Annotated in this window: 4 protein-coding genes and 2 pseudogenes; 5 read left to right on the forward strand and 1 reads right to left on the reverse strand. The window is 48.0% G+C overall.

Translation table 11 applies throughout. The features are described from left to right. Positions 1-555: 555 nt before the first annotated feature. Positions 556-2,610 carry an ATP-dependent helicase gene (locus Q0369_RS06005; RefSeq protein ID WP_298097339.1) on the reverse strand — a complete coding sequence of 685 codons (2,055 nt, stop codon included), beginning with the start codon at positions 2,608-2,610 and terminating at the stop codon, positions 556-558. 197 nt (positions 2,611-2,807) lie between these two features. On the opposite strand from Q0369_RS06005, the pseudogene Q0369_RS06010 reads away from it, so the two are divergent. The 5 genes and pseudogenes from Q0369_RS06010 to Q0369_RS06025 all read left to right on the forward strand — a co-directional run. Beyond that, positions 2,808-5,216 (forward strand): annotated as a pseudogene (locus Q0369_RS06010) (transglycosylase domain-containing protein); the annotation flags it as partial. An 866-nt stretch (positions 5,217-6,082) separates the two neighbouring features. Beyond that, positions 6,083-6,163, forward strand: a pseudogene (locus Q0369_RS11205) (hypothetical protein); the annotation flags it as partial. Between the two features lie 189 nt (positions 6,164-6,352). Then, positions 6,353-11,518 carry an alpha-2-macroglobulin family protein gene (locus Q0369_RS06015; RefSeq protein WP_298097347.1) on the forward strand — a complete coding sequence of 1,722 codons (5,166 nt, stop codon included), beginning with the start codon at positions 6,353-6,355 and terminating at the stop codon, positions 11,516-11,518. 260 nt (positions 11,519-11,778) lie between these two features. After that, a complete protein-coding gene (locus Q0369_RS06020; RefSeq protein ID WP_298097349.1) occupies positions 11,779-13,335 on the forward strand; it encodes a flavocytochrome c in 1,557 nt (518 codons plus the stop codon). A 418-nt stretch (positions 13,336-13,753) separates the two neighbouring features. Continuing rightward, complete coding sequence (locus tag Q0369_RS06025; RefSeq protein WP_298097353.1) at positions 13,754-15,298, forward strand: flavocytochrome c; 1,545 nt, start codon at positions 13,754-13,756, stop codon at positions 15,296-15,298. Positions 15,299-15,321: the final 23 nt, after the last annotated feature.

Here is a 15,321-nt window from a genome sequence, read left to right on the forward strand (position 1 = left end):
TAGCTCCGCGATGTATAAAACACGTAAATTTCAAAGTAAGAGAAAGATGAAATAGAGCGGTGAAATTTCACTATCGCCGAATTTTGCCGTAGAATTCTGTCTGCGCAAGATTTTGCGGGGAATTCGCCGCGTTAAAACCCTGTAACAGAACGAGAGTGAAATTTTAAAATTTTGCCGCATTTGCGGCGTAAAATTTTGCAACCGCCCGTACCGCAAAGATCACCGCTTCCAAACCGCCCCCTGATCGCGCTGTAGCGTAACCCGCGCGCAGCTCGCAAAAAAGTCCCAGGCAACCACGCCTCTCAATCGTAGCTTCAAACCCCGCTACCGCCTGCGAAATTTAGCGAGCTGCAAAATATCGCGGCAGTGTCCGTGCCGTAAAAATTTACAAATCGCAAAATTTACAAAAATCGCGCGGCGAAATTCTTGCCCTAACGATCCGATAAAGAAGCCGGGGCAGCGGCGCACCAGGCGTATGCAAGGAGTAAAATTCTCACCCAAACGATCCGCCAAACACGCTTAAATTAAATTTCAAATTTAGCGAGCAAATTTCGCCTACTTCACCAGCCCCGCTTCCCTTAAAAAGCAACTCGGCTCATAATTAATCTTTCTGATCTTATCAAATTTCGCGTAGCTTAGCACCAGCTCATCGCGCGCTCTGGTGACCGCCACGTAAAAGAGCCGCCGCTCCTCCTCCAGACTGCCGCCCATCGCCATTAGCTTGAGGTTTGGGAAGCGGTTTTGCGCCAGATCGATGAGATAGACGCTGCAAAACTCAAGCCCCTTGCTTGCGTGCACGCTGAGCAGATTCACCCCCTCGCCCTCGCTCATCTCCTTTGCGCCCAGGGTTATGAAGTTATAAAAGCTCTGCGGATCCGCGTATTTGCCGGCGATCTGCTCTAAAATGCCGCATTTATCGTAGATGCGAGTGACTTCGTCCTTTTTGCGCTCATCGTCTATCTTGCCGTTTTTTAGCGTCGCGCGTTTCGTCGCGATAAAGTCCGCCACAAGCGCAAAAAGGCGCGAGTCTTTGATATGCGAGATGAGCGTAGCGGATCTTGCAGCCGAGCCGCTTTTTTTAAAAATTTTATAAATTTCGTGCAAAAATACGGCGCCGCCCTCGGTGATTTTATTGTGTTTTAGCACCGGATGCGAGCGAAAAAACTCGTCAAATTCCAAAGCTTCAAAGCGCGATACCGAGCCGATAATATCCACATCGTCAAAAAGCCCGAGCTGGTAGTTTTTCCTCTTTTTTTCAAAAATTTTAACGCTCTCGTCGGGACGCAAAAGCCCTGCGTGGATGCTTCCGTGTCCAAGCGCGATCAGCGCGTCGAAAAGCTCCTTGCTTAGCGCGCTGCCGACGCCTCTTGCGTATTCGCACGTGCTCATAAAGGCCATCATATCTTTTGGATTTATTATCATCGCGAAGATGTCCGTAAAGGCCTTGATCTCGCGGCTTTCAAAAAAGCTCACGCCGCCTTTTCGCTTCGCGCCGATACCGAGCTCCTTAAGCGCGACCTCGACGCCGTCGGCGCTGGAGTTGTTGCGAAAGATAACGGCGATCTTTTCGCGCGGAGTGGCGCTTTGCGCGATCTGTGCGGCCACGTGGGCGTATTGCGCCGCCGTATCGTCGTAAACATGCAGCCTAGGCGCGCTAAATTTTCCCTCGCGGCCTACGATCAGCTTCTTTTCGTAAAGGCGCGGATTGTTCGCGATGACGCGGTTTGCAAGCGCTAAAATTGCCGAGCTTGAGCGGTAGTTGATATTCAGCGCGTAAATTTTAGCATCCGCAAAGCGCTTGCCGAAGCTGCCGATGATGTCGATGTTTGCGCCGTTAAAGGCATAAATGCTCTGATCGAAATCGCCGACGCAAAATAGGCTTTTCGTCGCAAAGGCATCGATGAGGCTTCCTTGCAGCGAGTTCGTGTCCTGATACTCGTCCACTAAAATTTCATCAAACCGCAGCGGAGCGCCCTTTCGCAGCTCATGGCGCATCTTTAGCAAGACGTCGTTGAAATCGGCGTAGTTAAATTTCGCCTTTTCCTCCTCGAACTCGCGCAAAATATCTGCGTAAATTTCGGCAAATTCCGCCTGATCCTCGTAGTTTTTGCTAAACCACGTCTCAAAATCTGCGCTCATCTCCTTATTTTGATACAGAGAATACACGTCGTACAGATACGCCCCGCCGTAGGGGCGCGCGTCGCTTACGTGATAAAATTTGCGCTTTTCTACGAGGCTTTTTAGCAGTGTCTTTAGCTCGGCGGGCTGCTTTAGGATCACGCCTTTGCCTAGCTCGCGAAGTAGGGCGTAGGATACGGCGTGGAAGGTGCCCGCGACGATTGCGGAGGTGATTTTTTTATCAAAATGCCGCTGCAGCCTCGCTATCATCTCGCTCGCGGCCTTATTCGTAAAAGTAAGAAGCAAAATTTTTCTAGGGCTCGCGCCAAGATTTAGCAGATGGGCGATCCTCGCGACGATGGTGCTGGTTTTGCCCGTGCCTGCGCTTGCGATTATTAGATTGTGCCCAGCAGGAGCGGTTGCTGCGGCGTATTGTTCGGTGTTTAGCTTAGCTAGAGCGTCCAAGATTATTCCTTTGCAAAAAGGCGCCATTATAGCCTAAAATCATTAAAATTCTTTGATATAATTGCGCGATGAAATTTCTAAAATTTACATTAAAAATCACGCTATTTTGCGCATTTGCATTCGCTCTGTTTTTGATCCTAGACGCGCTTTATCCGCTAAATTTGGATATGCTAAATAAGCAGAAGAGTAGAATTTTATATGACCGAAACGGCGAAATTTTAAATATGCAGATCAGCGACGATCAAATTTGGCGCTTCTACGCGAGCGCGGACGAGATACCGCCGCGGCTGAAACAAAGCGCGATCTACTTCGAGGATCGCTATTTTTACTACCATTTCGGTGTCAATCCAGCCTCGATCCTGCGCGCGGCTACGTATAATTTTACACAGAATTTTACTAAAAAAAGCGAGGGCAACGTCGAGCGCGTCGGAGCCTCGACGATTACGATGCAGGTTGCGCGTATGATGCGCCCCAAACAGCGCAGCTATAAGAACAAAATCATCGAAATTTTTAACGCCTTTCAGCTGGAGTGGCACTTCAGCAAGGATGAAATTTTAGGAATGTATTTCAACCTCGCCCCATACGGCGGCAACATCGAGGGGGTCAAGACTGCGGCGTATTTTTACTTCAAAAAGGACCTGCGCGAGCTTAGCAACGCTCAAATCGCGCTTCTTAGCGTGATCCCAAAAAACCCAAACAAAAACCGCCTAGACCGCAGATCAAACATCAACGCGCTTAAAAACCGCCTAATTTCGCAGCTGCGAGAGGGCGGCGTGATCTCACAGAGCGAGTATGAGCGCGCCATTGCGGAGCCGTTTTCGCCCAGACGCTACGCAGCGCCCAATTACGCGCCGCATTACGCGCTGCTGGCGTTTAGCAATTATAAAATGCAAAATTTTACCGCCAAAGATGACGTAAATTTCACTCAAAATTTAGAGCAGGGCGGCACGCCCGGCGCGACGGCGGGGCAAGCAGGCCCATCTGCGCGTAGAGCCGCGGCGATAGCAGAGTCAAATTTTTCGGACGCGGCGAGTGCCGAATTAAGCTTTACGACTGCGGAAAGTGGTAAGCCGAATTTATCTGGCTCCGTGAGTGCGCAGGTGGGAGCGGATTTAAAAGAAGCGGATTATAAAACGGAGACGACGGAGAGTTTAAATTTAAGCGAACGAACGAGCCTGAATTTAAACGAACGCGAAGGCGCAAAATCACAGGCGGGCGTAAAACCGAATGAATCGGAAAGCTTAAAACCAAATGAACGAAAGAGCGTAAATTTAGATGAGAGGCGAGATTTAATTGATGCCGTACATCCGTCGCAAAACTCGCAAGACCTAAATTTAAACGAGCAACGAGGCGCTGAGCGTTTGCTGCAGAATTTTAGCGCAGATGAAAATTCAAATAAACGACAAACCGAGTATCTGCCGCAAAATCCGAGTGCAGATATAAATTTAAACAAGCGACAGAATGTCGTCGGTACCGCGCATCCGTATCAAAACTCGCAAAACCCACAAAATCTAAATTTAAATAGTCGGCAAGATACCGCGCATTTGCCGCAAAATTCGCAGGCAGATGCAAACTCTAGCGAGCGGCCGAGCGTAAATTTTGATCCGCAGACAAATTCCGCTTCGGACACTAGGGCGCAGACGGATTTCGCTTCGTCGAACGCTAATGCTCAGACGGATTCTACTTCAGACGCCAAAATGCAGACGGATTCTGCTGCAAGCGCCGAATCGCGGGCAAATTCCGCTCCCAACGCCAAGGTGTCGCAAAATTTCGCTTTAGCCGCCCAGGCGCAGATAAATTCCTATCCCAACGCCAAGATGCGGAAAAATTCCGCAAACTCTAAAGCAGGCGTGCAGTCCAAGGAGCAAACTGCGCGAGAGCAGGAGCTTGCGCGTCTAAACGAGGGTAAAATTTATTCGAGCTTGGATCTTAAAACCCAGATCGCGCTTGAGGGTTTTTTGAAAAGCGAGATCCTCTCCTTGCGCGATAAGGGCGTTAGAAACGGCGCTGCGGTGCTGATCGACAACGAAAGCATGAGGGTGATCGCCTATGTAGGCAGCCACGATTTTAGCGCTAATGAGGGGCAAAACGACGGCGTGCGCTCGCAAAAAAACGTAGGCTCGACGCTCAAGCCCTTCATCTACGCCAAAGCCCTTGAGCACGGGCTCATAACCCCATCAAAGAAGCTGATCGACGCACCGATAACCTTCGCGGGCTATGTGCCGCGCAACTACAATCAGGGGTTTTTGGGCGCGGTTAGTGCTACGGACGCGCTAAGCCTTAGCCTAAATATCCCCGCGGTAAAGCTAAATTTAATGCTGGGTGACGACGGGCTATATGAGATGCTTAGCGGCGTCCATCTGGCGGAGTTTAGCAAGGATTATTACGGCGCAGGTATCGCGCTGGGCAGCATTTCGATGAGCCTAATGGATCTTGCTCGCCTTTACAGCGCGTTTGCAAACGGTGGAAAGCTACGAAAGCTCGAAATAGCGGGCGTAAAGATCGGTGACGATGCTAAAATTTTAACTCCGCAGAGCGCCTACATCGTAACGCAGATGTTAAGAAACGCGCCGCGCTCCTATCTCGGCTCGGTGTGGCAAAATACCCTAAACGCGCCGCCGTTGATGTTTAAAACGGGCACGAGCGCCGATGCGCGCGATCTCTACACCGTCGCTCTGACGCCGAAATTTACCCTCGGCGTCTGGCTGGGAAATTTCGACGGCTCCAAGACTAGAGATCTTAGCGGCGGCGTGAGTGCGGCAAAAGTCGCGTTTAATATGTTTGCTTTCCTCGATAAATCGGGCATGCTGGGCGAGGCGGAGTTTGCGCGTCCCGCAGGCGTGAGCTTGCGGCGAGTATGCACCGACGCGTACCGCGAAAAGGAGTGCGCTCAAAGCGCCGAGGATCTTACGATCGATGGAGTTGAGCCCAACGAGGAGTGCGAAATTTACGGCACAAGCGAGCTTTTTTACCTGCTAAAGCACGGCCTAGTCGATCCGCAAAAGGTGCGCGCAGGAAGGTGCGCGGCTAAATTTGCCGCCGTAAAGCCCGTGCTAAACGACATCAACGCCAAAACATACGAGACTGGCGCGGACGGCTTTTTGCGGCTTAAAGTGCAGTGCACGGCAGTTTTCGGCGAGCGCGTATATATCAGGCTAAGCGGCGGTTCGCGGGAGTTTATAGCGCTAAATTCCACCGCGTTTACGAGGGAGAATTCCGCGGATTTGGATTCCAAGCATTCTAGCGCGGTGCAACAAGATAATTTAAAGCAGAATTTAGCACAGCAAAATTTTGTAGAACAGAATTCTGCGGTACAAAATTCTATGCGACAAAATTTAGCGCCACAGAATTTAAAATCACAAAATCTTACGAAGCAAAATTCTGTAGAATGGAATTTCGTAGCTGAAAATCCAGCCACACAGAATTTGGCGTCGCAAAATTCTATCTTGCAAAATTCTACAGAGCAAAATTCGGGGGCTCAAAATTTCACAGCGAAAAATTTCGCGGATCAAAATTCCTCGCAGCAAAATTTCACGGCACTAGATTTCACCACGCAAAGCCTAGCGCCTGCAAATTCTAAAGTTAAAACGGGAGAATATTTTGCACGCACTAACGGCGAGGCTTTTACGCTTAACCTCGGCGTAGGGGATTTTGAGCTTGGCTGCTTGGACGAAAATGCAAATTTCGCTAAAGCAAATTTTAGAGTAAATGAAAGAAAATAAAAGGTTAATTTGTATATAATTTCGTAAAATTTTTGCAAAGGAATTTTATGAAGACAAAACTACTAAGCGCAGCGCTATTTTGCGCTTTGGCTAGCTTTGCCGCGGGCGTAGAGATCAAATACGCTAGCGGGGCTTACGAGATTAGCGGGGTGGACGGCAGTGGATTTAGTGTCACGCAAAAGCAGATCTTAAAATGCACTCCCAAAATCACGGGCACCTACGAAAGCGTGAGCGAGAGCTCAATCAGGCTTTATCCAAAGCCGATGCTTAGCGCCGGGGTTAATTATTCGTGCGAGGCGCGCGGGGTGCGCTTTGAGTTCGAGACAGAGCCTTTTAGCACCGAGCATATCGCGCTTCTGCGTCCGGGGTTAGTGGCAATCAAATTTAACGATGCGGTTAGCAAGGACGCGCTACAGCAAGCGACTAGAATTTATCGCGCGCAGAATTTAGCCCAAAACGACATATCCTACGAGCTTAGCTCGCACGATGATCGGAATTTTTTATTCAGCTTCGATCCTAAGGCGCAAAACGTCGTATTGCAAATAGAATCCCTCACCTCAAAAGCAGGCGCAAAGCTGCAAAATCCAGTGGAGCTGCGCACGGACGAGGAGCCTTTTAATGATAGCATTAACGCTTCAAATTTAAGCGGCGTGCAGATCCGCCCTGCGGCTCTAAAAGACGGCTCACTCGCAGCTAGAGTGTGTTTCCCTAACTATATGGACGAGCTGTCCGCCAAATACGTAAGAATCGCAGGCGTGAGTAAATTTAGCCTCACTCAGCCGCGATATTATTATTATGACGAAGATGAAGAGGGCGGCGAAAGCGACGATCCTTCATGCTACTACTATGCAGATATAGTAAGTGACGAGTTTATGCCGAATAAAAGCTACGAGATTAGGCTGCTAAAGGGCTTCGGAGATAGCTCATATATCTTGCGCGACGAGATAAAACAAAGCGTAAAAATGGGCGACAGGCTGCCTTTTGTAGCCTTTAGCGACGAGAAAAATTTTATCCCAAAATCCGCTTCGCTGGCATTTAAAAGCTCAAACGTAAATGAGGTTAAAATTTCGATTGCTAAAGTTCCTGAGCAAAATTTTAGGTATTTTTTAAACTTTGAAAGCAACGAAGATAGTGTAGGTGGGTTAGCTAGCGAGATCGCGGTTAAGAGCTTTGATATAGGAGGCGCTAAAAACGCCGTCGCGGAGCATAAAATCGCGATGGATTTTAAAGGCTACGAGGATGGAATTTATAAAATCACGGCGTTTTACAAAGTGGGCGAAAAGATGCAAGAGGTTTCGCGCGTAGCCTATCTTAGCGACATTACGGCTCAAGTGGTGCTGCTTGAGCGCGGCGCGCTAATTTATACTTCTAGGCTTAGTAATGGCGAGGAGCTAAGCAGAGCGAAGGTTAAAATTTACAGCGATAAAAACGAGCTAATCGTAGAGGATAAAACGGACGGAGATGGAATTTTAAGATTAGAAAATATGGAAATTTTAGCTAAAAATCCGCGCTCTATCGAGATTAGTAAAGGCGATGAGCATGCGTTCGTGCTATTTAATAACGCCGTAGCAAGCGTAGAGAAAACGATTACTGCAAAGCGTCCGTTCGTTTATCTCGCAAGCGAGCTGATAAGCCCGAATGAGCGGCTTTTAGGCACGATCGTGATGAAAAATCGCGATTTTAGCTCTTTAAAAAATACGCCGATTAAATTTAAAATTTACGATCCTAGCGGCACTGTGGTCATCACGCGCGCGCAAAACACCGATGAGTTCGGCAGCGTTAAAATAGACGAGCTCATGGGTGAAAAAAGCGGCACTTACCGCCTAGATCTCATCTATGAGGACAAAATCATCGCTTCTAAAAGCTTCAGCGTAGAAAATTTCGTCCCAAACCGCATTAAAAATGAAATTCTCACTGCCAAAGATGAATACGGCGCAGATGAGATCATAACTTTAAAGCTAAGCTCAAACTATCTTGCAGGCGCGCCGGCCGGAGATTTGAAAGGTTCGCTGGAAGCAAACGCCTATGAAAAAGAGCTAAAAATTAAAGGCTACGAGGGTTTTTCGTTTCTAAACGATCGCTTAAAGAAAAAAGGTGCTACGCAGCTTCGCAGGGCAGAATTTACGCTAAACTCCGCCGGCAAAAAAGAGCTTGCACTCTCGCCGGCAGCAGCTGATCTAAATGTCTCTAACGCCATAAATATTCTACTAAATTTCAGCGTAACCGAAGAGGGCAAAAACGTAAACGCATATCGCAGCCTGAGCTATCTGCCTTATGATCGTATCGTAGGAATTCGCGCGAGCAAGGATTTCATATCAAGCGGTGATAGCGTAAAATTCGGCTTTGCGCTACTAGATTCCAAAACTAAAACCGACGTCAAAGGCAAGATCGACGTTGAAATTTACCGAGACGATTTTACTTACGTTTATGACGGCAACAGATACGTCGAGCAAGAAAGCTTTAATCTCGTAAGTGCCGTTAGCACTGACGCGCGCGAGTTTGAGTATAAATTCCAAAACGGCGGCAATTATCTAATCGTCGCAAACGATTACTCAAGCGGCGCGAGTGCTGGCGTGCGCGTGGACGTAAGCGGCTGGGGATATTATGGACGGGTAAACGCTAAAGATGTTCAAAGCGCTAAAATCAAACTCGCAAGCGACAAGGTTAAAGCCGGAGATAAAATTAAAGGCGTCATCAATTCTCCGGTAGAAAGCGGCGTGCTAAATATCTCGCTCGTAGGCGAGCAGGTTTACGACTATAAAATTCTATCCATAAAAGGCGGTAGCGCGGAATTTGAGCTTAGTGTGCCGGAGAATTTCGTCGGAGGACACATCAACGCTGTAATCGCGCGCGCCGCAACACCCGCTGCGATGCCGCTTAGAGCCTATGCAAACGTGCCGGTGGCGCTAGATGCGAGCTCGCACAAGGCTAACGTGCAAATCCTAGCCGAGAAAAGCTACAAAAACGGGCAAAATGCGCAGATCAGTGTAAAAAGCGAGCCGAATTCCAAAGTGGTGCTCTACGCGGTCGATCTTGGAATTTTAGATATCGTCTCACAAGAGGAGCTTGATGCATTTAAGGCGTTTGACGTTAGTGCGTATTTTGCGCTGCGATACTTCGACATTTACGATGATCTTAGCGTGTATCAAACTACTGCTAAAGAGCTAAGCTTCGGCGGCGACGGCGTGATGGCGAAAGCTAAACGGAATTTAAGCCCGGTCGAAAACAAAAAGCAGAAAAAATTTATCAAAATGCTGATCGCAAAAGCGGATGCAAACGGCGAGGCGAAATTTGAGCTTGCGATGCCGAAAAATTTCAACTCTACGATCCGACTAAGCGCCATGGCTATCGGAGAGGCGGCTACGATCGGCTCGGCAAACGTCGAAGCTAAGGTTCGAGACGACGTGATCATAAAGCCTGCCGATCTAACCTACATGGTGCGCGGCGATGAAATTTCCGTGCCGCTTACGCTCATCAATACGACTGATAAAGAGCAAAAGGCGGTCTTAAAAATCAGCTCATCTCCTTCGGTTGCTATAAGCGGCGGCGAGGCAAATTTCACGCTCAAACCGCTTGAGGTCAAGCATACGAACTTCACCGCGAGCGCACTTGATATTGCGGATGCAAATATTAAATTTGATCTTGACGCAAACGGGCAAAAATTTAGCAACGATGTGGAATTTGACATAATCAGCCAGTTCCCGCGCTCGAAGCTATTTCACGTAAGCTATGGCGATAAGCCGGTAACGCTCAAAATCGATCCGAGCTATAAAGAAATTTATACTCACATCAGCGCTACGCCTAATGCTTTTAGCCTAGCGGACGAGCTATATCTCTATCCTTACGGTTGCACCGAGCAGCTTACTTCAAAGATGGTAGCGGTTGATTATGTCGCACGCAAAGACTCCAATAAAACCTTAACCAACCGCGTAAACGAGTATGCAAGTAGAATTTTATCTCGCCTCAAACCTAGCGGCAGTTTCGGCTACTGGAGTGCTCACGGCGTTACTAATTACTACGCTTCGATTTACGCAAGCGACGTTTTACTAGAGCTTGACGCGCGCTATAAATTCCTTAGCAATAAGCAAAGATCGCTGATATTTAGCGCCTTAAAATCAGACTACGAAGATCAAGCGACGCTTCGAGTATATGCGGATTTCGTGCTAGATCAATACGGCAAGCTGGATGACGATGAGATAAATTTCATTTACGACAACGGCCTTTATGACAACTCACCGATGGCTCGCATCGCTATGGCTGCGATACTTAAAAAGCACAATATGACGACCGAGTTTAACTTCATGCGTGAAAAAATAAACCAAATGGATTATGATTACGCCGAAGACGGAGCGGGCTTGACGTTTGCTAGCGACATAAGAGACGCCGCCTTTAAGCTCTACGCATTCGGCAAGGCGGGCATCAAAGACGATAGCACAAGCAAGGCGGCTATCGCGCTCGTGCGCAACCTAAAAGATGCGGACAATACGCAGGAGAGAGCGAGCGTTATACGCGGATTTGATGCGTATTTTAAGGACGCGAAAAAAGATATTAGCTTTGCTTTGAAATACGACGGCGAGACGAAAAATTTTAATTCGCCGCTGGATACTAAACTCGCGATTAAAGACGGCTCGATAGAATTTACGCCGATGAGCGGCAACGGCGAACTATTCTTTACCGTGCTAGGTTTCGGATATGAAAGCGCTGCGGTCAAACATAGCCCGCTTAGTATAAATAGACCGTTTGATAACGACCGAGATAAGAAGGTTGAAATTTATCGCGAGTTTCTTGATGCTCGCGGCAACATCGTCGATCTAAACAAACTCAAAGTAGGGGAGAAAATTTATTCTAAGATCAGCTGGCGAGCTAATCATTATCTATATAATTTCGCGATCGACGAGGCGATGCCTAGCTGCTTTGAGGCGGTAAATGAGCGCCTAGGCTCGGCCGCACAGGCTCGCCCGGAGGGCTTTGTAGATAGCGTAGCGATCGAGCATACGGAGTATCTGTATGATCGAGTGCTTTACTTCCCGAAAAGCGGCTATTTTTACTACGATCCGCAAGAGGGATATAATAGTACCGGCGTCATCTACACGCCGATAAACGTGATTATGTCGGGCTCGTGCGCGCTTCCTGCGATCTCCATCGAGGATATGCAATACGAGCGAGTAAATAACTACGATCTACAAACGCTTAAATTTAAAGTCGCTCGCTAAGGGCGTAACGATTTTAAGGCTCGGCGCGAATTTTTGCATTCATTGCGATTTTTGCGCCGAGATTTTTATTTTGAGCGATATTTTATAAACGAGCAGCATTGTAAATTTTAAAATTTTAAATCTCGCTTGCTAAATTTCAAAATTTATATTAATCCCTAAATTTCATAGCTTTTTACTATCCATTTATAGCGTCATTCTATTTGACTTGCCTTTAAATTCGAGTTATTATTTCTAAACACATTTCAATTAAAGGAGTTGTAATGCAAAAGCATGACGTATCAAGACGTAGTTTTTTAAAAATCAGTGCGGTGGGTGCGGGAGCGCTTGCGCTGGGAGCTAGTAGTGTAGCCGCAGCGCAAAACGCTAAGGACGTCAAATTTGACGAGGAATACGATATCGTCATCATCGGCACCGGTTTTGCGGGGCTTGCCGCAGCGATTAAAGCTAGCGGTCGCGGTAAAAAAGTGCTCATTTTAGAAAAGATGGGTCGCGCGGGCGGAAATTCCGTCATCAACGGCGGAAATATGGCTGCTCCTATGAATAAATTTCAAGTAGCGCAGGGCATCAAAGATAGTAAGGAGCTTTTTATCGCCGATGCCGTAAAAGACGGGCTCGGGCTCAATCATACCGATCTTTTAGGCGTGATGTTTGATCGCAGCAACGATGCGGTGGATCTTTTGGTAGGCTGCGGAGCGGAGTTTAGCGATAAGTTGATCTTTGAAAGCGGCCACAGCGTCGCAAGAAGCTTGCAATCGACCAACGGCTCGGGCTCGGGCTACATCCAACCGATGATGAATAAGCTTCAAGGGGATTCCAACGTCACGATCAAGACCCGCACGAAATTTGATGATTTCATCGTGGATGACAGCGGCCGCGTCGTGGCCGTAGAAGCGCGCGAGGAGTATAAATTTGATCCGAAGCTCTTTAGCGACGATTTGGAAAATAAAAGCGGCGAGAAAAAGAGTTACAAAGCTAAAGACGGCGTTTTGCTAGCCTCGGGCGGATACGGACGCGATCTATGGTACCGCCAGATCCAAGATCCGCGCGTAGTACCTACGATAGACAGCACCAACCATCCGGGAAGCTCGGCAGGAGCGATGCTTGCGGCAAATAGAATCGGCGCTTTTACCCTTCTAACATCGTGGATTCAGTTCCTTCCGTATTGCTCGCCCGACGAAAAGGGCTTCGGCGCTGCAGTAAATTTCACCAACCACTGCTGCAACACCTACGGTCTAACCGTCGATCCAAAGACCGGCAAACGCTTTATGGACGAGCACGCAGGGCGCAAGATCAAGGCGGACGCCTGCTTTAAGGTTATCGGCGAGAGCGAGAAAAACGACAACTATCCGGTAAACGTCTGCGATTCCCAAGCCGTTGCCGCGCGTAACCCGGTCTATACATCAAGGCCGCTGGAAGCTGGCGTCGTGAAGAAATTTGACACGCTAGAGGAGCTTGCGAAGGCTTACAACCTGCCGCTGGAGCCGTTTTTAAAGACCGTCGCGGATTATAACTCTTACGTCAAAGCGGGCAAAGACCCCGAATTCGGTAAAGTGGTCGATAAGCTAGACGGCATCGACGTTTCCAAGCCGCCGTTTTACGCAAGCCGCACGATGCCGAAGGTGCACCACACGATGGGCGGACTTGAGATCAACACCAAAGCTCAGGTCATCTCGAGCCTTACTCACGAGCCGATCCCGGGTCTTTGGGCTGCGGGCGAGGTAACCGGCGGCGTGCACGGCGCGAGCAGGCTCGGAACCTACGCGATCCTTGATTGTATGGTTTTCGGAATGATCGCGGGCGAGAGCATTGGAGCTTAAATTTAGCACCTGCGAAATTTCGGCGCGAAGTAGCGGTGCGTGCTTTGCGCCGAAATACTATGTGCGGTCTTTAAAATTTAGAAGCAAAGCCGCAAAGCGTGCCGCGGAATTTTAAGCATTTTAAAATTTAAAACGCTTAAAATTCCGCGGCGCGAGTTTTAAATTTGAATACCGCGCACTTTAAAATTTTATAGCGGCGGCAAAATTTCGCAATGGCGGCGAGCAAATCCGTGCGCCGTAAATTTTAAAATTTACGCCTAAATTTCGGCTAGCAGAGCGGAATTTATTCGCTTTAAATTTGCGCTTTTAAAATTTCTTTTCTAAATTTTCAAAATTCTATCACTAAGTCTTTACGTTAAATTTTAAATTTCGCTACGTGGGTGTATAATCTATAAAATTTCAACGCAAGGAGCAAAAAATGCAAGAAATTTCAAGACGAAATTTTATAAAAATAGGCGCGGCGGGAGCTCTGGCTTTAGCTGCAAGCAGTGCTAGTGCAACGCAAAACGCCAAAGACGTAAAATTTGACGAAGAATATGATGTTGTTGTTATCGGTAGCGGTTTTGCAGGCTCGATGGCGACACTTCAGGCTCTTAAGCGCGGCAAAAAAATGCTTATGATCGAAAAGATGGGTCGTGCGGGCGGTAACTCCGTCATTAACGCCGGCAATATGGCGGTGCCAAATAACGAATTCCAAAAAGCCGCGGGCATCACGGATAGTAAGGATGCTTTCATCGCAGATTGCCTAAAAGACGGGCTAAATTTAAATCACGTAGATTTGCTAGGCGTCATCTACGACCGTGCAGGCGATGCTTTTGAATACCTAAAAAGCATCGGAGTGGAGTTTTCGGGCAAGGTGATATCTGCTAGCGGACACTCGCTAAAGCGCGCCGTACAGGCCAAAAATGCTAGCGGCTCGGGCTACATCCAGCCGATGCATAAGGCAATCGAGGAAAATGCAAATGCTGTAATCAAGAAGCGTACTAAATTTGATGATTTTGTCGTAGATGACAGCGGCCGTGTCGTAGGCGTAAAGTGTCGCGAAGAATATAAGTTCGATCCCCAGCTTGCTAGCGACGATAGGGAAAACAAAAGTGGCGAAGTAAAATTTTTTAAAGCCAAAGATGGCGTCGTTCTGGCTGCGGGTGGATACAGCTCAGATAAATGGTTTCGCGCGCAGCAGGTGCCGTATCTAAAAGACAATATCGAAACCGTAAGCCAACCCGGTGCTACCGCAGGTGCGCTTATCGCGGCGATGAAGCTAGGTGCGAATCCTTTGCAACTCAGCTGGATTCAACTAAATCCTTATACTAATCCTAGCGAGAAGGGATTTGGTACTTCTGCGTTATTTTCAAATCACTGCGCTAACGACTATGGTCTAACTGTCGATCCAAAGACGGGTAAACGCTTTATGAACGAGCACGCCGGGCGCAAGATCAAAACCGAAGCGATCTTTAAATGCATGGCGGAGAGCGAAAATAACGACAACTATCCCGTAAATATCTGCGATCAAGCCGCAGTTGATGCAAATAATCCGGTCTATACGTCAAAAGGTGTAGAAGCAGGCTCAATCAAAAAATTTAATACCTTGGAAGAGCTTGCGAAATTTTATAAAATTCCGCTGGAGCCGTTTTTAAAAACCGTCGCGGATTTTAACGGCTATGTCAAAGCAGGAAGTGACCCGGAGTTTGGCAAGCCTTTGACAAAAGCCGATGTAGGCGGTATCGATGTATCAAAAGCTCCATTTTATGCGTGCCAAACAAGCCCGAAAATTCTTTACTGCATGGGCGGCGTGCAGATCAATACCAAAGCTCAGGTTATCGACGCAGCTAGCGGCGAGCCGATCGCAGGGCTATATGCAGCGGGCGAAATCACCGGTGGCGTTCACGGCGCAAGTAGGCTCGGTACTATGAGCATGGCTGATTGTATGGTTTTTGGAATGGTGGCGGCAGAAAATATCTGAATTGATTTTGCTTTTTTAGGGTG

The organism is uncultured Campylobacter sp., from assembly GCF_938030685.1.
GTDB lineage: Bacteria > Campylobacterota > Campylobacteria > Campylobacterales > Campylobacteraceae > Campylobacter_B.

Excerpts from the sequence above, each read along its gene's own strand:
- Q0369_RS06005 (WP_298097339.1), bottom strand. The coding sequence starts at position 2,610 with ATGGCGCCTTTTTGCAAAGGAATAATCTTGGACGCTCTAGCTAAGCTA.
- Q0369_RS06015 (WP_298097347.1), top strand. The coding sequence starts at position 6,353 with ATGAAGACAAAACTACTAAGCGCAGCGCTATTTTGCGCTTTGGCTAGC.
- Q0369_RS06020 (WP_298097349.1), top strand. The coding sequence starts at position 11,779 with ATGCAAAAGCATGACGTATCAAGACGTAGTTTTTTAAAAATCAGTGCG.
- Q0369_RS06025 (WP_298097353.1), top strand. The coding sequence starts at position 13,754 with ATGCAAGAAATTTCAAGACGAAATTTTATAAAAATAGGCGCGGCGGGA.